The 21,642-nt window shown below is 27.9% G+C and carries 26 protein-coding genes; 11 read left to right on the top strand and 15 right to left on the bottom strand.

The features are described 5' to 3' along the window. Positions 1–190 precede the first annotated feature (190 nt). The 5 genes from tatA to rnr form a co-directional block, all read right to left on the bottom strand. Positions 191–379 carry a twin-arginine translocase TatA/TatE family subunit gene (gene tatA / locus FDT66_RS06345; protein WP_138535330.1) on the bottom strand — a complete coding sequence of 63 codons (189 nt, stop codon included), beginning with the start codon at positions 377–379 and terminating at the stop codon, positions 191–193. A 69-nt stretch (positions 380–448) separates the two neighbouring features. Continuing rightward, positions 449–1,138 carry a head GIN domain-containing protein gene (locus FDT66_RS06350; RefSeq protein ID WP_138535331.1) on the bottom strand — a complete coding sequence of 230 codons (690 nt, stop codon included), beginning with the start codon at positions 1,136–1,138 and terminating at the stop codon, positions 449–451. A gap of 82 nt (positions 1,139–1,220) precedes the next feature. Then, positions 1,221–1,841 carry a hypothetical protein gene (locus tag FDT66_RS06355; RefSeq protein ID WP_138535332.1) on the bottom strand — a complete coding sequence of 207 codons (621 nt, stop codon included), beginning with the start codon at positions 1,839–1,841 and terminating at the stop codon, positions 1,221–1,223. A 36-nt stretch (positions 1,842–1,877) separates the two neighbouring features. Beyond that, complete coding sequence (locus FDT66_RS06360; RefSeq protein WP_138535333.1) at positions 1,878–2,201, bottom strand: YbjQ family protein; 324 nt, start codon at positions 2,199–2,201, stop codon at positions 1,878–1,880. An 11-nt stretch (positions 2,202–2,212) separates the two neighbouring features. After that, positions 2,213–4,432 (bottom strand): ribonuclease R, encoded by a 2,220-nt coding sequence (gene rnr, locus FDT66_RS06365; RefSeq protein ID WP_138535334.1) that lies wholly within the window; start codon positions 4,430–4,432, stop codon positions 2,213–2,215. A gap of 111 nt (positions 4,433–4,543) precedes the next feature. Here rnr and FDT66_RS06370 point away from each other — a divergent pair, with 111 nt between their 5' ends. From FDT66_RS06370 to FDT66_RS06380, 4 genes are all read left to right on the top strand, one after another. Continuing rightward, positions 4,544–5,473 (top strand): diacylglycerol/lipid kinase family protein, encoded by a 930-nt coding sequence (locus tag FDT66_RS06370; RefSeq protein WP_138535335.1) that lies wholly within the window; start codon positions 4,544–4,546, stop codon positions 5,471–5,473. A gap of 81 nt (positions 5,474–5,554) precedes the next feature. Beyond that, a complete protein-coding gene (locus FDT66_RS14010; protein ID WP_171032332.1) occupies positions 5,555–5,728 on the top strand; it encodes a hypothetical protein in 174 nt (57 codons plus the stop codon). A gap of 734 nt (positions 5,729–6,462) precedes the next feature. After that, a complete protein-coding gene (rpiB, locus tag FDT66_RS06375) occupies positions 6,463–6,897 on the top strand; it encodes a ribose 5-phosphate isomerase B (RefSeq protein WP_138535336.1) in 435 nt (144 codons plus the stop codon). 72 nt (positions 6,898–6,969) lie between these two features. Continuing rightward, positions 6,970–7,410 (top strand): GNAT family N-acetyltransferase, encoded by a 441-nt coding sequence (locus FDT66_RS06380; protein ID WP_138535337.1) that lies wholly within the window; start codon positions 6,970–6,972, stop codon positions 7,408–7,410. Between the two features lie 2 nt (positions 7,411–7,412). Here FDT66_RS06380 and FDT66_RS06385 read toward each other — a convergent pair whose 3' ends face one another. From FDT66_RS06385 to FDT66_RS06395, 3 genes are read right to left on the bottom strand one after another with little or no spacing between them, the layout of a single operon-like run. Continuing rightward, entirely contained in the window at positions 7,413–9,944 is a 2,532-nt protein-coding gene (locus FDT66_RS06385; protein ID WP_138535338.1) for a TonB-dependent receptor, read from the bottom strand. Beyond that, entirely contained in the window at positions 9,934–10,848 is a 915-nt protein-coding gene (locus tag FDT66_RS06390) for a FecR family protein (RefSeq protein WP_138535339.1), read from the bottom strand. Before FDT66_RS06390 ends, FDT66_RS06385 begins: the two co-directional genes overlap by 11 nt. Positions 10,849–10,896: 48 nt before the next feature. Continuing rightward, positions 10,897–11,406 (bottom strand): RNA polymerase sigma factor, encoded by a 510-nt coding sequence (locus tag FDT66_RS06395; RefSeq protein WP_138535340.1) that lies wholly within the window; start codon positions 11,404–11,406, stop codon positions 10,897–10,899. A gap of 181 nt (positions 11,407–11,587) precedes the next feature. Between FDT66_RS06395 and FDT66_RS06400 the strand changes: the two genes are divergently transcribed. The 3 genes from FDT66_RS06400 (at position 11,588) to FDT66_RS06410 (ending at position 14,221) form a co-directional block, all read left to right on the top strand. Continuing rightward, entirely contained in the window at positions 11,588–12,640 is a 1,053-nt protein-coding gene (locus tag FDT66_RS06400) for a hypothetical protein (RefSeq protein WP_138535341.1), read from the top strand. 99 nt (positions 12,641–12,739) lie between these two features. Then, complete coding sequence (locus FDT66_RS06405) at positions 12,740–13,327, top strand: porin family protein (protein WP_138535342.1); 588 nt, start codon at positions 12,740–12,742, stop codon at positions 13,325–13,327. A 117-nt stretch (positions 13,328–13,444) separates the two neighbouring features. Next, positions 13,445–14,221, top strand: a complete 777-nt coding sequence (locus FDT66_RS06410) for a membrane metalloprotease (RefSeq protein WP_138535343.1) — start codon at positions 13,445–13,447, stop codon at positions 14,219–14,221. A 29-nt stretch (positions 14,222–14,250) separates the two neighbouring features. Here FDT66_RS06410 and FDT66_RS06415 read toward each other — a convergent pair whose 3' ends face one another. Then, positions 14,251–14,823: a pseudouridine synthase gene (locus FDT66_RS06415; RefSeq protein ID WP_262709559.1), complete on the bottom strand. Its 573-nt coding sequence runs from the start codon at positions 14,821–14,823 to the stop codon at positions 14,251–14,253. Between the two features lie 4 nt (positions 14,824–14,827). Beyond that, positions 14,828–15,619 (bottom strand): aldose 1-epimerase, encoded by a 792-nt coding sequence (locus FDT66_RS06420; RefSeq protein ID WP_138535344.1) that lies wholly within the window; start codon positions 15,617–15,619, stop codon positions 14,828–14,830. 111 nt (positions 15,620–15,730) lie between these two features. Here FDT66_RS06420 and recA point away from each other — a divergent pair, with 111 nt between their 5' ends. Then, on the top strand, positions 15,731–16,741 hold the full coding sequence (recA, locus tag FDT66_RS06425) for a recombinase RecA (RefSeq protein ID WP_138535345.1): 1,011 nt from the start codon (positions 15,731–15,733) through the stop codon (positions 16,739–16,741). 77 nt (positions 16,742–16,818) lie between these two features. Next, entirely contained in the window at positions 16,819–17,397 is a 579-nt protein-coding gene (locus tag FDT66_RS06430) for a GNAT family N-acetyltransferase (RefSeq protein ID WP_138535346.1), read from the top strand. On the opposite strand, the gene FDT66_RS06435 is transcribed toward FDT66_RS06430, so the two are convergent. From FDT66_RS06435 to FDT66_RS06450, 4 genes are read right to left on the bottom strand one after another with little or no spacing between them, the layout of a single operon-like run. Continuing rightward, entirely contained in the window at positions 17,355–17,507 is a 153-nt protein-coding gene (locus FDT66_RS06435; protein WP_138535347.1) for a PspC domain-containing protein, read from the bottom strand. The two genes, FDT66_RS06430 and FDT66_RS06435, sit on opposite strands and share 43 nt — an antisense overlap. A 23-nt stretch (positions 17,508–17,530) precedes the next feature. Then, positions 17,531–17,896, bottom strand: coding sequence for a hypothetical protein (locus FDT66_RS06440; protein ID WP_138535348.1), 366 nt, complete (start codon positions 17,894–17,896; stop codon positions 17,531–17,533). Positions 17,897–17,899: 3 nt separating this feature from the next. Continuing rightward, positions 17,900–18,331, bottom strand: coding sequence for a dUTP diphosphatase (dut, locus tag FDT66_RS06445; RefSeq protein WP_138535349.1), 432 nt, complete (start codon positions 18,329–18,331; stop codon positions 17,900–17,902). Between the two features lies 1 nt (position 18,332). Next, complete coding sequence (locus FDT66_RS06450; protein ID WP_138535350.1) at positions 18,333–19,202, bottom strand: alpha/beta hydrolase; 870 nt, start codon at positions 19,200–19,202, stop codon at positions 18,333–18,335. Positions 19,203–19,297: 95 nt separating this feature from the next. Between FDT66_RS06450 and FDT66_RS06455 the strand changes: the two genes are divergently transcribed. Together FDT66_RS06455 and FDT66_RS06460 are read left to right on the top strand one after the other, a co-directional pair. Beyond that, positions 19,298–20,293, top strand: coding sequence for an NAD(P)H-dependent glycerol-3-phosphate dehydrogenase (locus FDT66_RS06455; RefSeq protein WP_138535351.1), 996 nt, complete (start codon positions 19,298–19,300; stop codon positions 20,291–20,293). Positions 20,294–20,336: 43 nt separating this feature from the next. Continuing rightward, complete coding sequence (locus FDT66_RS06460) at positions 20,337–20,996, top strand: hypothetical protein (protein ID WP_138535352.1); 660 nt, start codon at positions 20,337–20,339, stop codon at positions 20,994–20,996. A gap of 57 nt (positions 20,997–21,053) precedes the next feature. Here the strand turns inward: FDT66_RS06460 and FDT66_RS06465 are convergent, their stop codons facing one another. Continuing rightward, complete coding sequence (locus tag FDT66_RS06465; RefSeq protein ID WP_138535353.1) at positions 21,054–21,458, bottom strand: hypothetical protein; 405 nt, start codon at positions 21,456–21,458, stop codon at positions 21,054–21,056. Positions 21,459–21,642 lie beyond the last annotated feature (184 nt).

A 21,642-nucleotide genomic window follows, 5' to 3' on the forward strand; every position in this document is an offset into this window, starting at 1 on the left:
TTTTATCCCAAAAAACAAAATTTATTTCCCTTTTATAACAAATATTATATTTATAGGGTATTAGGTATTATATTTGGAGAACAAAAAAATTGAATTAAATCGATTGGGGGATTTATTTGATTCAAATCACAAAAAAAGCGCTGTTTGATTTCAAACGGCGCTTTTTTCATATGTTTAAAAATAACTGATGTTACTTTTTTTCTTCTAATTTTTCTTCAGGTTCTTCTTTAGAAGCGTTTTTAAACTCTTTTATTCCACTTCCTAAACCACGCATTAACTCTGGTATTTTTCTACCACCAAACAACAGTAAAACTACAACAAGTATTATTACTACTTGTGTACCACCAATCATTCCTATAAGTATAGATAAACTATTCATTTTTTATTTAATTTAATAGTACAAAGATACAAAAAAGGTTTGTACAGTTATATATTGTTTTAATTTCTATTAATTTCTTTTTTCTATAATACCACCAATTACTTTTTTGTCTTTTAAAACTTCAGGTTCACCTTTATAAAAAATAGTTCCGCCAAAACTAACTTTGGCATTTAATATTTTATTTGATGTAACCTCTGCTTTTGCTCCTGTACCAGCTTTTACAATAGAATTTTCTGAAGATTTCATATTATAGCCATGATAAATACCATATAAATCTACATCAACTTCTTGATTATTTGTGATTCCAGATAATTTTATGATTCCACCAGAAGAAGCTCTAACTTTAAGTTCTTTTGTTGTTAAAGTTAAGTTTATAAATGCTCTTTCTTGTGCATTTACTTCTATTTTATCTTGGTTAAAATCTTTACCAGTAATGGTTGCACCTTCATTACCATCAATAATATCAATATTTTTGTTGTAATAAATTTTGATTAAAATTTTGCCGTTTGCAGCATTATCTTCAGGTTTTAAAGAGAATGGTAAAGAAAGTTTTAACGTATTATCTACATTTTTAATTTTTACCATTTCTGATTTTTCACCAGTAATTTCTAATCTTTGATCTGAAGCTTTTATAAGCTCCACTTCTATTCCATTATATACTTTTAACGTATTATAATCACCTAAATTTTTAGTAACGGTTGTCTGAGCATTTGTTAAAAAAGCAACAAATAGTAAGTTTAAAAAAGCTATTTTTTTCATTATAAGAGGTTTAGTTGATAATTTTAAGTAAAAAATTATACCACTATAAAGGTTTTTATCTTTTTTTATTGTGTGACTATGGTTAAAACTTAGCTTCTGTAAAATTATCTAACTTAATCACTTTACCTTCTTTAGGGTTTTTTATAGTTTTAAAAACAATGTAAATAAAAAATAAAGAAATTAAACCTCCAACAATTAAAGAACCAATTGGACCTAGAATATCTGCAATACCAACAAATATTTTCTTTACCCAACCTCTTCTTCCAGAAGTTCTCATTTCTTCTCCATTTTGCAAACCTATTGCAATATTGTATAAGAAAATAGTAATTCCTGTAAAAATTAAAAATCCAATACCTGCTGGTTGTATTTGTTTTACTATTGAATAGTTTTTAACTTTTGAATGCAATAGATTTTCAGAAAAAAAAGATTTTACATCTTCATAAATAGTAGCATTTATAAAAAGTTCTATTTCCTCTTTATCTTCATCTGATTTAAATTCAATTAGCATTGAAGAATCATCATTTATAAAAATTAAATTTTTTATAATACTATATCTATAAATAGCTACATTCTGAACATTTTTCTGCTCAATTAAACTTTCAATATCTGCATCTATAGATTGTTCTGTAATCCAAATATTTTTTTCGTTCGCAATTAAGTACTTCTTATTTTCTGCTGTTTCTGATATTATCCAATATTTCATTTCTAAAAATTATTGTGCTAATATCGTTAAAAAAAATTATTCAGCTCTAACAGCAGTTCCAGTTATTGAAACTAATAATGTTGATGAATTTGCTAAAGGCTCCACATCTAATTGAATACCTACTACTGCATTTGCACCTAATTTTAATGCATTGTCTTTTAAATTTTGAAATGCTTTTTCTTTTATTCTTTCTAAAGCTAAGGTATATTTTTCGTAATATTTAGACATGCTAAACATATCTTTAAAAGACATCTTTGTTCCGTTTGAAGAATAACTAGAATCATAAGCTGTACCTGTTACAATACCTAAATAATCTACTATTTTGAAGTTTTCTATATTGTGTGTTGTAGTTAAAATCATTGTTTTATTTTTTACTCTTCAATTAAATTAAAATCTAAATGTTTGCGTTCTAAATCGGTTTTCTTTACCTGAACTTTTACATCGTCTCCTAATTGATACATGTTTTTTGTAGACTGACCAACAATAGCATATTGTTCTTCATCAAAAATATAATAATCGCTTTTTATATCTCTAATTCTAACCATTCCTTCACACTTGTTTGTAGTAATTTCTACATAAATTCCCCATTCTGTAACACCTGTAATTACACCCTCAAAAATTTCATCTTTATGATCTTGCATGTATTTTACTTGCATGTATTTTATAGATGAACGTTCTGCTTTAGAAGCCAATTCTTCTCTATGTGAAGAATGTTTACATTTTTCTTCATAAAGAGCTGCTTTTGGCGTTTCTCCTCCATCTAAATAATGTTGCAATAGTCTATGTGTCATCACATCTGGATAACGTCTAATTGGTGACGTAAAATGGCTGTAATAATCAAAAGCCAATCCATAATGTCCAATATTTTGTGTGGTATACACTGCTTTAGACATTGTTCTAATAGCAAGTGTTTCAATCATGTTCGATTCTGCTTTTCCATGAACATCATTTAATAATTGATTTAACGATTCTGAAGTAGACTCTTTAGTAGTTGTATCAATTTTATAACCAAATTTGCCAATAATATTTTCTAAAGAAGCTAATTTTTCTTCATTTGGCTCGTCATGAACTCTATATATAAATGTTTTTCCAGAAGGTCTTCCTTTATGTCTTCCAATAAATTCAGCTACTTTTCTGTTAGCCAACAACATAAATTCTTCAATTAATTTATTAGCATCTTTAGATGTTTTAAAGAAAACACCAATTGGATTTGCTTCTTCATCTAAATTAAACTTCACTTCTACTCTATCGAAAGAAATAGCACCTTGTTTCATTCTCTTTTTACGAAGAATTTTTGCCAATTTATCTAATTGTAAAGTGGCTTCTACCACTTCTGGAGTAACTGTATATTCTTCGTCAATAATAGAAATATCAGCTGGCATTGTGTAAGGCTGAATATCGTCTGACAACGTTACATTTTCAATAATATCTTGTGCCTCTTCATAAGCAAAACGTTGATCAGAATAGGTTACAGTTCTCCCAAACCATTCATTTACAATTTGTGCTTTTTGGTTGATTTCAAAAACTGCCGAAAACGTTAATTTTTCTTCATTTGGTCTTAAAGAACAGACGCCATTACTTAACATTTCTGGCAACATTGGCACTACTCTATCTACCAAATAAACCGATGTTGCTCTATCATAAGCTTCGTCATCTAAAATAGTTTTTGGTTGTAAATAATGCGAAACATCTGCAATATGAATACCTACTTCGAAATTTCCGTTTTCTAATTTTGTGAAAGATAATGCATCATCAAAATCTTTTGCATCTTTAGGATCTATCGTAAACGTTAAATCTTTGCGCATATCTCTACGTTTACCAATTTCTTCTTTTGTAATTTCTATCGGTAAATTTTGTGCTTCTTTTTCTACTTCTGGCTCAAATTCATAAGGTAAATCGTATTCTAATAAAATAGAATGCATTTCTGTATTATGGTCTCCAGGTTTTCCAAGAACTGTCGTTATTTTTCCAAAAGGATTTTTAGAGTTTTCTGGCCAATCTTGAATTTTAGCCTGTACTTTATCACCATGTTCTGCACCATTCATCTTATTTTCAGAAATAAAAATATCTGCGTACATTTTATGATTATCACAAATTACAAATCCGAAATTTTTATTCTTCTGTAAAACACCTACAAACTCTGTTTTTGCACGTTCTATAATTTCTACAACATCGGCTTCTAACTTGTTACTTCGCTTTCGTTTGTAAACATACGCTCTTACAACATCGCCATGTAAACCCTTACCTAGGTTAATATTTGGAACAAAAACATCATGTTCATAATCGTCTGTTATAAAATATCCGTTTCCATTTGAAGTTATATCTAAAGTTCCAATAGAATACTTTCTATCTTCATTAATTTGAAACTTTCCTCTGTCTACTTCTTTAATTTTTTTGGTAGCAGTTAATTCTGCTAATTTTTTAATAACCTGATTTTTTCCATCAGTATCTTCAATTTTTAATTTTGAAGCTATTTGTTTATAATTGAAGAACTTACTACTGTCTTCGTTTAAAATTCTGAATATATTTTTAGTTAAATCTTTTACAACTTTTCCTTTCTTTTTATATATTTTTTTTTTCTTTTTTCTCATTTAAAATTTTGTATTTAATACGATACTAAAATAGTATTTATTCTCTTGAATCTTATTAATTAATTGTTACGATTCAATTTTGTACTTTGCTTGTTTATTAATTTATTTTTTATGTCTCATATTGATAAAATCAATACTAATTCTTGGTTTGTAATTGCAAACTCTACTTCTGGTAATGGCGATTTTTCTAAACAATGGAAGGAAATTCAACAGTACTTAAAACATAAGAAAATAGATTATTCTTTTGCTTTTACAAAATTTTCTAAACACGAGGTTGATTTGGTACAAAACGCTATCAAAAAAGGGTTTAGAAACATTATTTCCGTTGGCGGAGATGGAACACTACACAATGTAGTTCACGGAATAATGCTGCAAAGGTATGTAAAAACTTCCGAACTAACTATTGGTGTAATTCCTTTAGGAACTGGAAACGATTGGATAAAGACCTACAACATTCCGAATCATATTGAAAAATCAATGGAAATTATCTTTAGAAAGAACACGATTTTACAGGATATTGGTGTTTTAAAAACAGCGGATAATAATCTTACTTATTTTAATAATGTAGCTGGTTTAGGGTATGATGGTTACATTGTTAATAAACTAAAAACTTTAAAAAAGTTTGGTGCAATTTCTTATTTATTAGCCGGAATTTATGGTTTGCTATTCTATAAAAAATCAATATTTAAAATTATTTTTGATAATAAAGTGATTGAAACCAATTGTTTAATGACAATTATTGGTATTTGTAAATTTTCTGGTGGTGGAATGCAGTTTACAGAAAATGTAAAACCGAATGATGGTTTATTAGATATAACCGTTGCTAAAAATCTCACTTTTTTAGATTTGGTATTTAACCTTCCTAAGTTATATTCTGGAAAAATTACACATCATAAAAAAGTAGCAACTTATAAAACGAAAAAAATTGCTATAATTCCGCAAAACTCAAAAACATTTATTCAAGCAGATGGTGAGTTGGTTGGAACTGGAGCAATTACTGCAGAAATTGTTGAAAAAGCTATTAACTTTATTATCAATTAAATAAAAAGTTAAAAAAATCTTAATTTTTTTGTAACGTTTTTATTTTTAATGCGTCTTTATAGTTAGAAGATGTTAAAAAATATGAAAAATCTGTACAAAATAATTACTTTATTTGCTATTATCTTCATTGCAGGAATTTTTGTAACTGTAATGACAGTAAATAGTTCTTTAAATAAAGTAGAGAAACCTTCTAAAACTGTAGAAATTCAAAAAGATACTTTACATCTCTTAAAAGCCGAGAAAAAAACGGTTTAAATTGCATTCAACGTAATACTCTATTTCTTTGCATACCTTTTAAAATTTTCTTTCAATTTATTTTTTCTAAAATGAGCTATTTTTAAAATATTAAACTTGTTTCATTTTAATCAATTTTTAAGTTATCAACATTCTATATTATTATATTTTTTCTTTTATAAAATTTTTAAAAAACTATGATGGTTATAATAGTGTGTGAATAGTTACTATAAAAATTTTACTTTTTATTTTAATATGTGAGTTATTAAAAACTACTGACATTTTATAAGCTATTTAAAAGGTTAAAAATCAATCTTAAAATACAGTTATTAACAAAACTTATAAACAGCTATCAACCTAATTTTATCAATAAATAACATTTCATTTACTGTAAATAAATTGTAAATTTTATGTTGATAAACTTTTATGAAAAAGGCATAATTAAATTTGCATATATCAAGTTCTTCCTTGTATTGAAATAAAAATTAAAACTACCAAAAAAAGTTACGAGTTTATTACGACAACTTCTTAACATTAACTTAAAACAGATAAAAGGTTTAAAAATAAGTAGTTATTAAAAAATTACAAATTTTGATTGTTTATAACTGTTCATAACCATAAAAAACTATATTTTTGTTGATGTAACTATCTGTCATTCCGATTAAAGCGATAGCGAAACAGAGAAATCTATAAAATTACTTTATAATGTAAGATTTCTCTATAAAGTCGAAATGATAATATATAAAAATTAAATTATGACAATTGCTATTGGTAACGATCACGCAGGAACAGAGTACAAATTCGAAATTATAAAACATTTAGAAGAAAAAGGACATAAAGTCTTAAATTTTGGTACCGATTCAAATGGTTCTATGGATTATCCTGATGCCATTCATCCAACAGCAGATGCAGTAGAATCTGGTAAGGCAGCATTAGGAGTTATTTTATGTGGATCTGGTAATGGAGCGCAAATGACTGCCAACAAACACCAAGGAATTAGAGCTGCTTTGTGCTGGAATAAAGAATTGGTTGAATTAACAAGACAACATAATAATGCAAACATTTTAACGATTCCTGCACGTTTTGTGTCTTTACAACAAGCAATAGGTTTTGTAGATGTTTTTTTAAATACAGAATTTGAAGGTGGAAGACATCAAAATAGAGTAGATAAAATTTCTTGTGCTGGATAAATATTTTAGTTTGTCATTTCGAGTAAATTTTCGAAGTATGAGAAAATTAGTATCGAGAAATCTTTATAAATAATGAACTTCATTACAAAAAAATTCCAAGAATTAACTATTGATGAATTGTATCAAATCTTACAACTACGATCAGAAGTTTTTGTGGTGGAACAAGATTGTGTGTACCAAGATGTAGATGGAAAAGATTTTAAATCACTTCATGTTTTTGGTACTAAAAATGATAAAATAATAGCTTATACAAGAATTTTTAAGGCTGGTGATTATTTTAAAAATGCTAGTATTGGTAGAGTAGTAGTAGCTGCTAATGAACGTAAATATGGTTTTGGTCACGATTTAATGAAAGCTTCATTAAAAGCAATAAAAACACATTTTAATGCTGATAAAATTACCATTTCCGCACAAAAATATTTAAAGAAGTTTTACGAATCTCATAACTTTGAACAAATAGGAGAGGAGTATTTAGAAGATGGAATTCCTCATATTAGAATGGATAGAGGTTAAATTTAAAATTGCACTCTAAAACTCAAGTTTGGTGTAAAAGGCAAAGAATAATTATCTATTCTTCTTACATTATTTGCACTGTTTTCATCTACAATATAGTAAGAGTTTATGGTATTTTGTTTATCAGTTAAGTTGGTAAAACCTACTCTTAAAATGGCATTTACAGCTTCAGTAAAATTAAAATTATAACTTGCAGAAGCATCAATTCTAAAGAAATTTTCTAATCTTTCGGAATTAGGATTGCTGTAGTTTACAATAGTTCTATTACCATCTTGTATGGTTTCATTTCCTTGAACTGGTTTTGTATACGGATTTCCAGAACGTAAAATTCCGCCAATAGAAATTTTAAAATTATCGTAAAAACTATAATTAAAAGCAGCACTTACAGAATGTGAAATATCTAAACTGTTTGGAAATGTTTCCGGGTTAAAAATATCAAATGTATAATTGTTAACTGCGTACGAATAACTCAACCAAGTACTAATAATTTTATTTTTTTTGTTGATTAAAAATTCCACTCCTTTTACTTCGTAATTTCCTACAGAATTAAATTGCTGAATATTATTATAAAAACCTTGGTTTGCAGCCGTAATTCCATCTACTTTTTTATAAAAACCAGTTATATCTGCATAAAATTTATTAGCAGCATAGGTTGTACCTAAAGAAATTTGTTTGCTTTTTACAATGGGTATATTTTTATTGTCAGATAAAATCCAACGTCTTTTTTCAATTCCTAAAAAATTATCTTGAAAATCTACTTTTTGAGTAGTGGTTTGGTTTTTAAACTCAGCTTCTAATTTTAAAGAAATTTGGTTATTCAATTTCTGACTGATATTTATTCGAGGTTCAACTACAAACTCATTAAACTTATCAAAATAATTTACTCGCAAACCAAATCTTGCGTAGGTATTGTTTTTCTTATATTCAACTTCCGAGAACAAAGCACTTTTTAATAATACATTTTTTACTGTTTTAGAAAAAGTAGGTGCATTTACTGTGGTGGTATTTCTAACTCCTATTTCATTAAAAACCAATCCGTTTAAAAAGTGAAAAGTATCAGAAAATTCATATTTAGAAGCCACTTTAAATTCGGTTTCTAACACATTATTAAACTGTGTTTGAAACTGATCTGTGTCTTTATTATAATCGGAAGCATCTATATTATAATCAGATACAAAAGCCGAAATATTGGTAGAAAACTTTGAATTCCAATCTGCATTCCAATTGATAATTCCTCCTAAATTTTCTTGTTTAAAAACACTATTTTCTTCTATAGTAGTATTGTTAGAAGTATAGGCTTCTTCGTAATTTAAATGATTTGTAATACCTATAAAACTTGCTCTAATTGAATGATTATAATTAATATCATACAATACTTTAAAAGAGTAATCGTAAAAATAAAAATCTGTAGATGAGTCGTTTACAGTATTAGAAGAAACAGAGTTATCTTGAAAACTTCTATTAAAATAATTGGTAAAAGTGGGTGTAATTAAAAAATCTGTAAAAGATCTTCTTCCAGAAATATGTAACTCTAATTTTTCTGAAACAGGAATGTTTACAAAAGCATCTGTACTTAACAAATTAAAACCTCCGCCACCAGAAAATTTATTGGTAATTCTATTTGAAGTTTGCATATTTATGGTAGATGAAACTCCGTCTGAAAACAAACTACTTGTTCCGTTTTTAGTAACTGTAACTTTGTTTGTTAAATAAGGGTTGTAAGCAGAAATTAAACCAAAAAAATGACCTGTATGATACATTTTAATACCATCCCAAAGCATTAAATTTTGGTCATTGGTACCACCTCTAACATTTATATTAGAAATACTTTCGCTTGCACTCTCTATACCAGGTAAAATTTTAATCGTTTTTAAAATATCTGGCTCAATTAAACCCGGTAAAATTCCGAATTTTTCTGTGTTTAAAATGGTACTTCCATCTTCACTTTTTTGCAAACCAGTTGTTAAAAATTTAGCAATACTTATTTCAGATAATTGCTCTGAACTTTCTACAAGAAAAATTTCTTTACACTTTGGTTGTAAATACAAATCTTTCGCTTTTATAATTTGTGAAGAATATCCAATAAAAGAAACTAAAAGAGAAGCATTTAAAGAAATAGTATTCAAGGTAAATTCTCCATTAAAATTCGTAGTTGTTCCAGTATTAATGTTTATTATTTTTATGGAACAAAGAGACAAAGGTGTTTTTGTTTTTGCATCTAAAATAACCCCACAAATATTAATTTTCTTATCTAAAAAGGAGACAGTTACATATCTATTATCTAGAGTTTTGAACTGTAAAAAAGTGTTCTCATTTAAAAATTGAAGTACTTCAGAAAGAGAAAAATTTGCGTTTGGTTTTTCTAAAAAAACTTCTGTAACATCTGCATCTGAATAAGAAAATTTAATGTTATACTGTTTTTCTAAATCTACTAATAATGAAGATAATGCTACTTTTTTAGAAGAATCTTGTGCAAATTGACTATTTACAAAAAATAAAAAAACGCTAAAAAGAAGTAGAATTTTACTGTTCATAATTATAAACGGTAATTATGTTTCCTTCAATTTTATAAGATAATTGCAAAGGAATGGTTATAGATTGCATAGCTATATTTACATCTGTGTGAGAAAAACCACCTGTATATAATTTATTTACATCTACATTGTCCGTTTTAACAGTGTAACCAAATTGGTTTTTAATTTCTTCTAAAACTATTTTTAGAGGCGTACTTTTAAAGTTAGATTCTTTTTGTAACCATGAATTTTCACTGATATTAAACGTCGTATTTGTATCAACAACACCATTTACCACTCTAAAAAGAGTTCCTTTTGGTAATTTTACAAGCGTATCTTTATAAGCTACACTTACCAAACCTTCGTAGGTTTTTACTTCAAAATAATGGTCTCTTTCTTTTACGTTAAATTGCGTTCCTAATACAGTTACATTTCCAATAGATGTGTTTACTGTAAATTTTTTTCCTTTTTTTACTTTGAAAAAAGCTTCTCCATCCAAGTTTAAATTTCTGTTAGATTCCCATTCTTTTTTATTGAATGTAATTTCAGAATTTGCATTTAAAATTACTTCAGATTCATCAGGTAAATTAAAATTTATGGTTTCTGCAAATTCTGTTTCATAATTAGTAGAATTGTTGAATAATAAAAAGTAACTTGTTGTTAACAAAACAATAAAAATTGCAGCATATTTATAGAGTTTTTTGAAATTAAAAGACACCACTTTTCCTTTTTTAGAGGTGTTGGCTTTCCTTGTTTTAAAATCTAACAAAGCTTTTTCTACATCAACTTTTGGTGTTTCTATTTGTGCAGCATAATGTACAATTTTTTCAAACTTCTTAAAATCTTCAGTTTCTTTTAAACGCACCAAATCTTCATCAGAAATCTCTCTGTTTAACCATTTTAATATGTCGTTTTCGTTTTTCATTTTATACTCCTATATAAGTGTAACAACTAAAAAGTATTTTACCCTACCTTAAATTCCATCAATTTTATTTCTTAACTTTTTTAAGGCAGAAGACATTCTTTTTTCGACTGCTTTTTGAGAAATTTCTAACAATTCTGCCATTTCTCTGTATTTTTTTCCATCAATTCTATTCATCAAAAAAACTTCTCGTTCACTTGCTGTTAAATCGGAAATGGCTCTTTCTAACTTCTTTTTAAATTCTTCTTCTTCTAATAAATATTCAGGGCTTTGGTTATTCACATCTAAATAAGGACTACTTTTTGCGTATTCAAAAACTACTTTTTCGTGTTTTACTTTATTTAGAAATAAATTATTAATTACTGTAAACAGGTAAGATTTTGCTTTTTCGAAATTGATTTTCCCGCAATTTTCCCATATTTTTATAAACGCTTCTTGTGCTAAATCTAAAGATGAATTTTTATCACCACTTTTGTAGTATGCAAAATTACTTGCAGACTGAATATGTGAGGCATAAAACTCATTAAAATAAATTTCATCACAAAGTGATTTTGGCTTCATAAGAAAGTTTTGAAAAATAAAAGTAAAAAAAAATTATAACAAAGGTAGGGTAAATATCTTCTTGGTTGTTTTAACTATAGAACAGCAAATTAAAATGTTCTAAAAAAAAAGGTAGGGTAAAATAAAACTAAATTGTTTTACATACAGAACTAAGAAATATTAACTTTTAAAATAATTAAAAATGAAAACTATTAAACTTTTAACAACATTAGCTTTAACTGTAATTTTAGGATTTACATCATGTCAATCAGAAGAAAATACAGAATTAGGTACAAACCCAAATGCAAATTCATCAACCTCTCCAACAGCTACAAATTTCGAAAGAGCTTCTATGAATGATGGATCTGAAGACGATTTTTTAGATGGTAGCGCATGTACAGAATTACTATTTCCTTTATCAGCTACAATTAACGGAAAAAACATCACCTTATTAAGTAAATTAGATTTTTCTGCAGCATTAAATATTTTAGGAGAATTTAATGATGATGATGATACAGTAGCATTTAACTTTCCAATAAATGTTCGATTAAGTAATTATACAGAAGTAGTGGTAAACTCACAATCAGAATTAGATGCTTTAAAAAGCGATTGTGAAAGTGCAGAAGCACAAGGTAAAGATGCTATTTCTTGTATCGATTTTAAATTTCCAATTACAATGCTAACTTATAATATTAATTTAGAACAAACAGGAAGTGTTGTAATACAATCAGAAAAGCAATTATACACTTTTATGACAGATTTAAATTCTGATAAATTGTTTACAGTAAACTATCCAATAAGTGCAACTTTAAGCAATGGTACAGAAATACAAATTAATTCTGATGCAGAATTACAAGATTCAATTTCTGACTGTGTACAGTTTGAAGATGAAAAAGACGAAGCAGAAAAAATGGCTTTAGAAGTAGAAGCTATTTTAACAAACACTAAATTTAAAGTAGAAAGTTTTATAGATGCTGGTGTAAATACTGCAAGCGATTATGTAAACTGGTCTATAGAATTTACAAACGATTTAAAATTGGTTGCTAAAAACACTGTAAATGCAACTTTAGGAGAAATTGAAGGAACTTATGAAGTAAGTTCAGAAACAGATGTGTTTTTAAACATAAACTTTGGAAGTAACAATACAGTAAGTGCATTAAATAACGACTGGATAGTAAGTGCTTATAGCGATACTTTAGTAACATTAAAAAGCAAAACAGATGCTTCAGTTACGTTAACATTTAAAAAACTTTAAAAAAAGAAAAAGTAGTAAGTTGATTAACAACTAAGTTGAATTTAATCTTACAACTATTTGAAAAACAGTAGTTGTAAGGTTTTTTTAAAAAGAGAAAAAATGAAAACAATATATATAACAATAGCATTAACTATTGTAACAATGTTATCAATAAATGCTCAAAACGATACTAATAAATCTACAGCAGGTATTAAAGGAGGTTATAACCTTTCTTCTGTAAGTTTCGACGGAAATTCTGAAACCGCAAAATTACACGGTTTTCATATTGGTTTTTATGGAGAATCTTATATTGGCAAACACTTTTCTGTACAACCAGAAATTTTATACTCACAACAAGGGTATAAAATTATAGACAATAGTGGAACGTATACACAAAAGTTAGATTATATAAATGTTCCATTAATGTTTAAAATGTATCCAGTAAAAAGTTTCTTTTTAGAAGCAGGACCTCAAATAGGATTTTCTATTTCACATAAAGAAACATTTGACTCAGGTTTTGTATTGTATGATACTTCCGAAGAATTTGAACCTAAAAATTTTGATTGGGGTATAAATTTAGGCGCAGGTTTTAAAAGTGATGCAGGTATTAGTTTAGGCGCAAGATATCATATTGGACAAAACGACATTTACGATCAAGACAAACCTAAAAACAGAGTTTGGCAAATTTATTTAGGTTTTGAGTTTTAATATTATTTATTAAGAAAAAGAGAAGTAGAGTTGCTTCTCTTTTTTATTCAGATAAAAAAATTTCAAAAAACTACAACTACAATTTTTTCGTATATATACACATAAATGCTTCATAAAATGAAAAATATTTTTTTAAAATCGGTTTTAATTTGTTTGATTCTTTTTTCGTGTTCTTCAGAAAATGAAAACATTGAAATGCCAGCGGAAATGGTTGATGTTACAACCAATAGGCAACCAACAGGTTCTTCTGCAAACGACCTTTTATCGAACACTTTTTTTAAGAAATTAGTGGTAGAAATTGGATATATAGAAGGCTTTAAACCTTCACAAACTGCAATTAATAACTTTAAAAGTTTTATTGAAAGTAGAATAAATAAATCTGAAGGAATTGAGTTTATTACCAAACAAATACCTGCTACAGGAAAAACAACTTACACAATTAATGAAATTGATGAAATAGAAAAACAACACAGAACGCAATACAACCTTGGAAATAAAATTGCAGTTTGGGCTTTGTTTGTAAATGGAAAATCTTCTGGAGATACAAACACAAAAGCCACTTTAGGAAGTGCTTATTTTAATACTTCTTTTGTTATTTATCAAGAAACTATAAATGGTTTTAGTGATAGTGCTTTTGAACCCAATAGAACCATTTTAGAAACCTCAGTAATAAATCACGAATTTGGCCATATTTTAGGACTAACAAACTTAGGTACAGAGTTACAAAGTGATCATGAAGATCCACAAAATCCAAAACACTGTGTTGAAGAAGATTGTTTGATGTTTTTTGCTTTAGAAACAGGACAAGGAATGGCAAATATGCTTTCTGGAGGTCAGGTTCCAACTTTAGATGCACAATGTTTAGCAGACTTAAAAGCAAATGGAGGAAAATAAATTTATGTATAATAAATAAAATATTATACTTATTTATTTATGAGTGTTTTTACTTCCTTTACAGCACCAACCTCCAAATTTCCTAATTCAATTTCACCAATTCTAACACGAATTAAACGTAAAGTTGGGTAACCAACAGCAGCTGTCATTTTACGTACTTGTCTAAATTTTCCTTCTTTAATTGTGATGGAAATCCAACTTGTGGGGCCATGTCTTTCGTCTCTAATTTTTTGACTTCTCAAAGGAAATTTAGGATCATTAATCATGGAAGCTTTTCCTGGTTTTGTCACATATTTTTTTCCATTAAAACCAATTTCTACACCCTTTTTTAGTTTTTCTATTGCTTCTTGTGTTATTTGTCCATCCACTTGAACACAATATTCTTTTTCGAATTTATTAGATCTTATTTCTGCGGAAACTTTACCATCTGTTGTTAATAGCAACAAACCTTCAGAAGGCACATCTAAACGTCCAATTGCCATAGTTCCTTCAGGAAAATCGTACAAATCACCCAACAATTTCTTTTTCCTTTTTGCAGGATTTACGAATTGAGAAATCATTCCCCAAGGTTTATGAATGATAAAATGATGATGTTTTTCTATCAATTTATAAAACTTTTATACATATAGAAAACACCTCTTTTCCTGAAGAAATTGACATATTTTCTTCCGAAAATTTTTCGTCTGTGTAAGAAGTATATTGTGTAATTGGCTCAATACATAACATATTATCAACTTCTGTCCACAACATAAAATTATTGAAGTTTTTTGTGGTGATTTCAAGGTGATTTCTATCCGAATTTTCTAAAATTATTTTATCCGTATTTAAAACAGGAAAAGCATTGTGCCCAGCTTCGTAAATTTCTTTTAAAGTTATTTTTTTATCATTGGCAATCAAAGTATCTTTTCCAGTATTTGATAATAAAAAAGCAGGATGATAGCCCAACATAAAAGGCATTCCAGCGTCAGATGTAATTATAAAATCGATTTTTAACGTGTTATTTTCAAGAGAATAATGTTTTTCAAACGTAAAATCGAAAGACCAAAAAAGCTTTTCTTCAGTAGATTTTTCAGGATATTTACTATTATTTACGCTTGTGTTTTTTATATAGTTTTTCCTGAATTTTGCAGTCTTTTCACCTGAAGAAATTAAAGAATATTCCAATTCACGTAACAAACCATGTTGATCTTGAATGGCATCTCCTTTTTTAGTATGGACTCTAAAATTATTTTTTGAAGTCGGACCAATTACCGGAAACATTTCATCATCCGATTTTCGCCAACCTTTACTTCCTTTTTGATGTATGTATTCATTATTACTAACTTTAAAAGAAATTAATTCGCCTTTTTCAATGTGAACAATGCTATTTTTATCTATTAGTTTAATATTTTTTTCCATCATTTAAATTTGAAGTAACAATAGTACAAAAATCAATAATAAATATTAGGAAATTGAAACTTGTTTTTTGTAACTTGCTACACTATTTAAATTAAAAAATTAGCAAGATTTATGGCAGCAGCAGACAAAGAAAAAACAGCGAAATTAAAAGCATTACAACTTACTTTAGATAAATTAGATAAAACTTACGGAAAAGGTTCTGTAATGAAGCTTGGAGATGTTGTAACAGAAGATATTGATGCCATTTCATCAGGTTCATTAGGGTTGGATTTAGCTTTAGGTGTTGGTGGATATCCAAGAGGTAGAGTTATAGAAATTTACGGACCAGAATCTTCTGGTAAAACAACCTTAACTTTACACGCAATTGCAGAAGCCCAAAATGCAGGTGGAATTGCTGCTTTTATTGATGCAGAACATGCTTTTGATAAATTTTATGCAGAAAATTTAGGGGTAGATATCGATAATTTAATCATTTCTCAACCAGATCATGGTGAGCAAGCTTTAGAAATTGCAGAGAATTTAATTCGTTCTGGTGCAATTGATATTGTTGTAATTGATTCAGTTGCTGCATTAACGCCAAAAAGCGAAATTGAAGGTGAAATGGGAGATTCTAAAATGGGACTTCATGCACGTTTAATGTCGCAAGCATTAAGAAAATTAACGGGTACCATTTCTAAAACAAAATGTACGGTTATTTTTATCAATCAATTACGTGAAAAAATTGGTGTAATGTTTGGTAACCCAGAAACTACAACTGGTGGAAATGCATTAAAATTTTACGCCTCAGTTCGTTTAGATATTCGTAGAAGAACACAAATTAAAGATGGTGACAAAGTTATTGGAAACAGTACCAAAGTTAAAATCGTAAAAAACAAAGTGGCACCTCCTTTTCAAGTAGCAGAATTTGATATTATGTATGGTCAAGGAATTTCTAAAGTTGGTGAAATTTTAGATATTGGTGTAGAGTTAGGTATTGTAAAGAAAAGTGGTTCTTGGTTTAGTTATGGTGAAACCAAACTAGGTCAAGGAAGAGATGCTGTAAAAGGATTAATTAAAGACAATCCTGAATTGGCAGAAGAGTTAGAAGGAAAAATAAAATTAGCTATTGAAACACAAGAATAAGTATTAAAGGTTCTAACAATTATTTTATAAACTGCTATGGAAGTAATCAATCTATAGCAGTTTTTTAATTTTAAAAAATGATTACAATTTCTAAAAACCTTCAATTAAAAAAAATAGTTTCCGAAAATTCGGAAGTATTATTTGAGTTAATGCAAGCAATTTATCCGCCAGCTTATCAACATTTTTGGACAGATAATGGTAATTGGTACATAAATACTCAATATTCTAAAGAAAATATTTTACAAGAGCTTTCAGAAAAGAATACAGACTATTATTTTGTTGTTTTCAATGATGAAATTGTGGGTAATTTTAGAATTATTTGGGGCGAAAAACTCGCTAATTTATCAGAAGAAAAACAAGTAAAACTACATCGAATTTATTTACACCCAAAAACACAAGGAAAAGGTTTGGGTAAAAAACTACTTTTTTGGTTAGAAGAAAAAGTCAAAGAAAAAGGCTTTAAAATTATTTGGTTAGATGGTATGAACAAACAACCACAAGCTTTTCAGTTTTATGAAAAACTTGGGTATATATATCATTCTCATACATTTCTTCCTTTTGAAAACATGTTAGAAGAATATAAAAAAATGAGTCAGCTTTATAAAAAACTCAATTACTCTTTAGACAGTACTTTTACCAACCAAAGAATTAAGTAGGCACCAACACCAAAACCTGCTAATAAAACAAGTAAAACAAATAAAATTCTTAAATTTTGTGTTGTAAAATTAGTTTTGGTACTCAACCACTCACATACTCCTAAAATCATACTATTATTTTTTTAATTTTTATTTATCCTTTAAAAGGAGGAATTTGAACTACTAATCTTTCAATTTCTTGAACAATTTCTATTCTGCTTTTTGATGAAAATTCGAAGTATAAATTTTCCCAATCTCCATCGTAATCTATTTTTTTAGTTTTTGGATTTTCAACCTTTTTTAAATTGATAACTCTCAAATAAAATTGACCATTTATATCGTTTTCTGGTCTAAAATCTAAGTTAATAGCCCTCATTAGACTATAATTATTTAAATGTAGTAAAGAACTAGAGTCTAAGTAGGTTAACGTTTCTTCTTTAGGATCCACTTCGTAAAATAAATTCCATTCTACATTCCATCCAGAAGTAATTCTTAAAGGTTGTAAATTAGGTTCTTCCATAAATTAAACTCCTGTACTTCCAAAACCTCCAGAACCTCGTTCTGTTTCACTTAAAACACTAACTTCTTGCCAATTTACACGTTCATGCTTTGCAATAATTAGTTGCGCGATTCTTTCACCGTCATTTATTACAAAATCTTCATTAGAAAGATTTACTAAAATTACACCAATTTCACCACGATAATCTGCATCTACAGTTCCTGGAGAATTTAAAACAGTAATTCCCTTTTTAGCAGCCAAACCACTTCTAGGTCTTACTTGTGCTTCAAAACCTACAGGTAAAGCAATAAATAAACCTGTTTTAACAATAGCTCTTTCCAAAGGCTTTAAAGTGATTGCTTCGCTAATATTTGCTCTTAAATCCATTCCTGCAGCTCCTTCTGTTTCATAATTTGGAGTTGCGTGTTTCGATTTGTTAATTATTTGTACGTTCATTTTATAAATTGAATAAAAATGTGATTGTTTCTAAAAATTCTGCTTTCCAAAAAGATTCTGTGTGTTTTCCTTCAGGAACTATTTTTGTGTGAATATTTTTTTCAGGAAATCCTAAATCTACTAATAATTTAGCCATATTTTCAGTATCAGGAATCATAGTATCTCCTTCTTTTTCACCAACTAAAAAATAGATTTTTGTGTTTTTACGATTTCCATTTGCTTTCGCAAAATCATTTACTTTATCAGAAAACCAAAAAGAAGTAGAAAGTGCACCAATTTTACCAAAAACCGCTGGCTTTTTTAATCCACCATAAAAGGAAATTAATCCCCCTAAAGAACTACCAATAATCGCAGTATTTTCTGCAGCAGGTTTTGTTCTGTAATTAGCATCAATATATGGTTTTAAAGTATTTGCTAAAAAATCAATATAAATTGCGCCTTTTCCTCCACCATATTTTTCGTGTTTCCAGGGTGTATATTCTTCAATTCGTTTCTCACCACCATTTTCTACACCAACAACTATAAAACTTTTACCTGTTTTTTTATAAAGGTTATTTAAGGTTTCATCAACAGCCCATTCACCTACAAAAGAGGTTTTTTCATCAAACAAATTTTGAGCATCGTGCATGTAAATTACGTCATAATGTTCTGTAGTTTCATTATAATTTGGGGGCAAATACAACCAAACTTTATGAGAAATATCGTTTAGACCTTTAATTACAAACTCTTTTTCAAGAATGGAAACATTGGCAGCTTTGGTCGATTTTTTTTCTTCAACCTTTGGTTGAAATTCTTTTTTTATTTCTGCTTTCTTTTTACAAGAAATAACAATTAAAAAAATACAAATAAATATAAGAATATAGGTTTTCATATAAATGTTACTAATGTAAACAAAGATAATAAATCAAACAAGCATTCATCCATAGTTACTTATTTTATTACATTTGAACTTTAAAATGAAGAATGATGAATGAACAGACAAAAATAGCCGTTTTAGGAGGTGGAAGTTGGGCAACAGCCATTGTAAAAATGCTTACAGAAAACCTAGAAACTGTTGGTTGGTATATGAGAAGTAAAACTTCCATAGATCATATTAAAAAAAACAATCATAACCCTAATTATTTACGAGCAGCAGAAATAGATGCAACCAAGTTAGATTTATCTTATGATATAAATAAAACAGTTGCAAAATATGATGTTTTAATATTTGCAATTCCTTCTGCTTTTTTAACTTTGGAATTAAAAAAACTTACAAAACCATTAAAAAATAAAATTATTTTTTCTGCCATAAAAGGTATTGTACCAGAAACTGGTTTAATTGTGGGCGAACATTTTCATAAGCAGTACAAAATTCCTTTTGAAAATATTGGTGTAATTACAGGACCTTGTCATGCAGAAGAGGTTGCCATGGAACGACTTTCATATTTAACAATTGCTTGTAGAGATGAGCAAAAAGCAAAGTTTATTGGAAAATCTTTAAAAAGTTGGTACATAAAAACCAAAATTTCTGATGATATTATTGGAACTGAATATGCTGCTATGCTAAAAAATATATATGCTGTTGCAGCAGGAATTGCACATGGTTTAGGCTATGGTGATAATTTTCAATCAGTATTAATGAGCAATGCAATTCGTGAAATGAAGCGTTATATTAAAAAGGTTCATAAAATGAAACGCAACATTAATAACTCTGCATATTTAGGTGATTTATTAGTTACTGGATATTCCATTTTTAGTAGAAACAGGCAATTTGGAAACATGATTGGAAAGGGTTACACTGTAAAATCTGCACAAATGGAAATGAGTATGATTGCTGAAGGGTATTATGCTACAAAAAGTGCTTTTAAAATGAAAGAAGAAAACGGAGCTAAAACACCTATTATTGATGCTGTTTACAATGTTTTATATGCTGATAAAGATGCAAAAAAAGAATTTAAAAAGTTGACAAATAAATTAGATTAATTGTTTAATTTTGAACATTATTATGTTTTATTAAACAACAACCATGAAAACAATACAAGAAGTTGTAGAAAGTACCATTAGAAAAACACCTTTTATTGAAGAAGCTTTACATGAAAAACTTATAAATGTTTCTTCATTAGCAAGAATAATTTTGCCAGAAGTTTCTTCAACCTTAAAAAAAGATGTAAAGGTTGGCGCTGTTATGATGGCAATAAATAGGCTTTCACCAGCAAGTACTTTACGTATTAGAAAAAATATAAAAAAACTTGCTTTAGATTTAGGAGACGTAATTGTAAGATCAGACTTGTGTGATTTTACTTTTAAAAACACGACCTCACTTTTAAAAGAAATTGCAAAAATTTTAATGAAATCTTCAGAAATCTCTGATTATTTTTTAACTGTTTCTCAAGGAATTTTTGAAACCAATATTGTTACAAGTAAAAATTTAGAACCTTTTGTAAATAATATTTTTGAGAAGGAAACCATAATTTCTAGCGTTTTAGATTTGGCTTCCATCACCATAAAGTTGCCTAAAGAAAATCAAGAACAATCTGGTATTTACTATTTTATTTTAAAACAGTTGGCTTGGGCAGATATTCCTTTACAAGAAATAATTTCTACCACAAATGAAATGACAATAGTTGTAAAAGAGAAAGATATCAACCAAACATTTGCTATTTTAATGGATATGAAATTGAACTAAAAAAAAGCGTTCTTAGATTTTTTCTAAGAACGCTTTCATTTTTGTGGTTTAAAAAAACTACTCGTTATTCGAAGCTAAAATGGTTGTATTTTTCTTCATTCTAATGTCATTTGCTTCGTAAAAATTGGTAATTCTTTTTACTTTCATAGTTTCATCTTTTGCAACCCCTGTTTCTTGGTCGAAAAGCATCACATCTACCCATTTGTAGTGCACAACAAATCTTTTACCAAATAAACCCTCATCAAATAAACTTAATTTGCTTGGAGACTCTATATCTTCGTCATGAAATACAATTTCTTTTCCTTTACTATCTACAAATTTAAAATTGTCAGTTACATTTAAACCTTGGTAGGTTAAAGTTAGTTTCTTTTCTGCAGAAGATTGTGCGTTTGTGTTTTGTGTAAATAATGTTATTGTTGCTAAAATAAACAAATAACTAATGTTTTTAAATAAATTTTTCATCTTGTTTCGTTTTTGATTTTCAATTTCATTTTTTTGACAAAGAACTTTAAAAAAAGGATTGTCGGTTTTATTTCTACTACAAATTTCAGGCAGAATTATTTTAAAAATGAACTCTTTTAGAAAAATTATTATCCCAAAAAGATTTTTATTTCTTATTTAAGAAATTTTTAAGAAAAACAAACAA

It is taken from the genome of Polaribacter aestuariivivens, from assembly GCF_005885675.1.
Classification (GTDB): domain Bacteria; phylum Bacteroidota; class Bacteroidia; order Flavobacteriales; family Flavobacteriaceae; genus Polaribacter; species Polaribacter aestuariivivens.

What these genes read in the sequence shown, in the direction of transcription:
- tatA (WP_138535330.1), bottom strand. Translation starts at nt 379, where the DNA reads ATGAATAGTTTATCTATACTTATAGGAATGATTGGTGGTACACAAGTA.
- FDT66_RS06350 (WP_138535331.1), bottom strand. Translation starts at nt 1,138, where the DNA reads ATGAAAAAAATAGCTTTTTTAAACTTACTATTTGTTGCTTTTTTAACA.
- FDT66_RS06355 (WP_138535332.1), bottom strand. Translation starts at nt 1,841, where the DNA reads ATGAAATATTGGATAATATCAGAAACAGCAGAAAATAAGAAGTACTTA.
- FDT66_RS06360 (WP_138535333.1), bottom strand. Translation starts at nt 2,201, where the DNA reads ATGATTTTAACTACAACACACAATATAGAAAACTTCAAAATAGTAGAT.
- rnr (WP_138535334.1), bottom strand. Translation starts at nt 4,432, where the DNA reads ATGAGAAAAAAGAAAAAAAAAATATATAAAAAGAAAGGAAAAGTTGTA.
- FDT66_RS06370 (WP_138535335.1), top strand. Translation starts at nt 4,544, where the DNA reads ATGTCTCATATTGATAAAATCAATACTAATTCTTGGTTTGTAATTGCA.
- FDT66_RS14010 (WP_171032332.1), top strand. Translation starts at nt 5,555, where the DNA reads ATGAAAAATCTGTACAAAATAATTACTTTATTTGCTATTATCTTCATT.
- rpiB (WP_138535336.1), top strand. Translation starts at nt 6,463, where the DNA reads ATGACAATTGCTATTGGTAACGATCACGCAGGAACAGAGTACAAATTC.
- FDT66_RS06380 (WP_138535337.1), top strand. Translation starts at nt 6,970, where the DNA reads ATGAACTTCATTACAAAAAAATTCCAAGAATTAACTATTGATGAATTG.
- FDT66_RS06385 (WP_138535338.1), bottom strand. Translation starts at nt 9,944, where the DNA reads ATGAACAGTAAAATTCTACTTCTTTTTAGCGTTTTTTTATTTTTTGTA.
- FDT66_RS06390 (WP_138535339.1), bottom strand. Translation starts at nt 10,848, where the DNA reads ATGAAAAACGAAAACGACATATTAAAATGGTTAAACAGAGAGATTTCT.
- FDT66_RS06395 (WP_138535340.1), bottom strand. Translation starts at nt 11,406, where the DNA reads ATGAAGCCAAAATCACTTTGTGATGAAATTTATTTTAATGAGTTTTAT.
- FDT66_RS06400 (WP_138535341.1), top strand. Translation starts at nt 11,588, where the DNA reads ATGAAAACTATTAAACTTTTAACAACATTAGCTTTAACTGTAATTTTA.
- FDT66_RS06405 (WP_138535342.1), top strand. Translation starts at nt 12,740, where the DNA reads ATGAAAACAATATATATAACAATAGCATTAACTATTGTAACAATGTTA.
- FDT66_RS06410 (WP_138535343.1), top strand. Translation starts at nt 13,445, where the DNA reads ATGAAAAATATTTTTTTAAAATCGGTTTTAATTTGTTTGATTCTTTTT.
- FDT66_RS06420 (WP_138535344.1), bottom strand. Translation starts at nt 15,619, where the DNA reads ATGGAAAAAAATATTAAACTAATAGATAAAAATAGCATTGTTCACATT.
- recA (WP_138535345.1), top strand. Translation starts at nt 15,731, where the DNA reads ATGGCAGCAGCAGACAAAGAAAAAACAGCGAAATTAAAAGCATTACAA.
- FDT66_RS06430 (WP_138535346.1), top strand. Translation starts at nt 16,819, where the DNA reads ATGATTACAATTTCTAAAAACCTTCAATTAAAAAAAATAGTTTCCGAA.
- FDT66_RS06435 (WP_138535347.1), bottom strand. Translation starts at nt 17,507, where the DNA reads ATGATTTTAGGAGTATGTGAGTGGTTGAGTACCAAAACTAATTTTACA.
- FDT66_RS06440 (WP_138535348.1), bottom strand. Translation starts at nt 17,896, where the DNA reads ATGGAAGAACCTAATTTACAACCTTTAAGAATTACTTCTGGATGGAAT.
- dut (WP_138535349.1), bottom strand. Translation starts at nt 18,331, where the DNA reads ATGAACGTACAAATAATTAACAAATCGAAACACGCAACTCCAAATTAT.
- FDT66_RS06450 (WP_138535350.1), bottom strand. Translation starts at nt 19,202, where the DNA reads ATGAAAACCTATATTCTTATATTTATTTGTATTTTTTTAATTGTTATT.
- FDT66_RS06455 (WP_138535351.1), top strand. Translation starts at nt 19,298, where the DNA reads ATGAATGAACAGACAAAAATAGCCGTTTTAGGAGGTGGAAGTTGGGCA.
- FDT66_RS06460 (WP_138535352.1), top strand. Translation starts at nt 20,337, where the DNA reads ATGAAAACAATACAAGAAGTTGTAGAAAGTACCATTAGAAAAACACCT.
- FDT66_RS06465 (WP_138535353.1), bottom strand. Translation starts at nt 21,458, where the DNA reads ATGAAAAATTTATTTAAAAACATTAGTTATTTGTTTATTTTAGCAACA.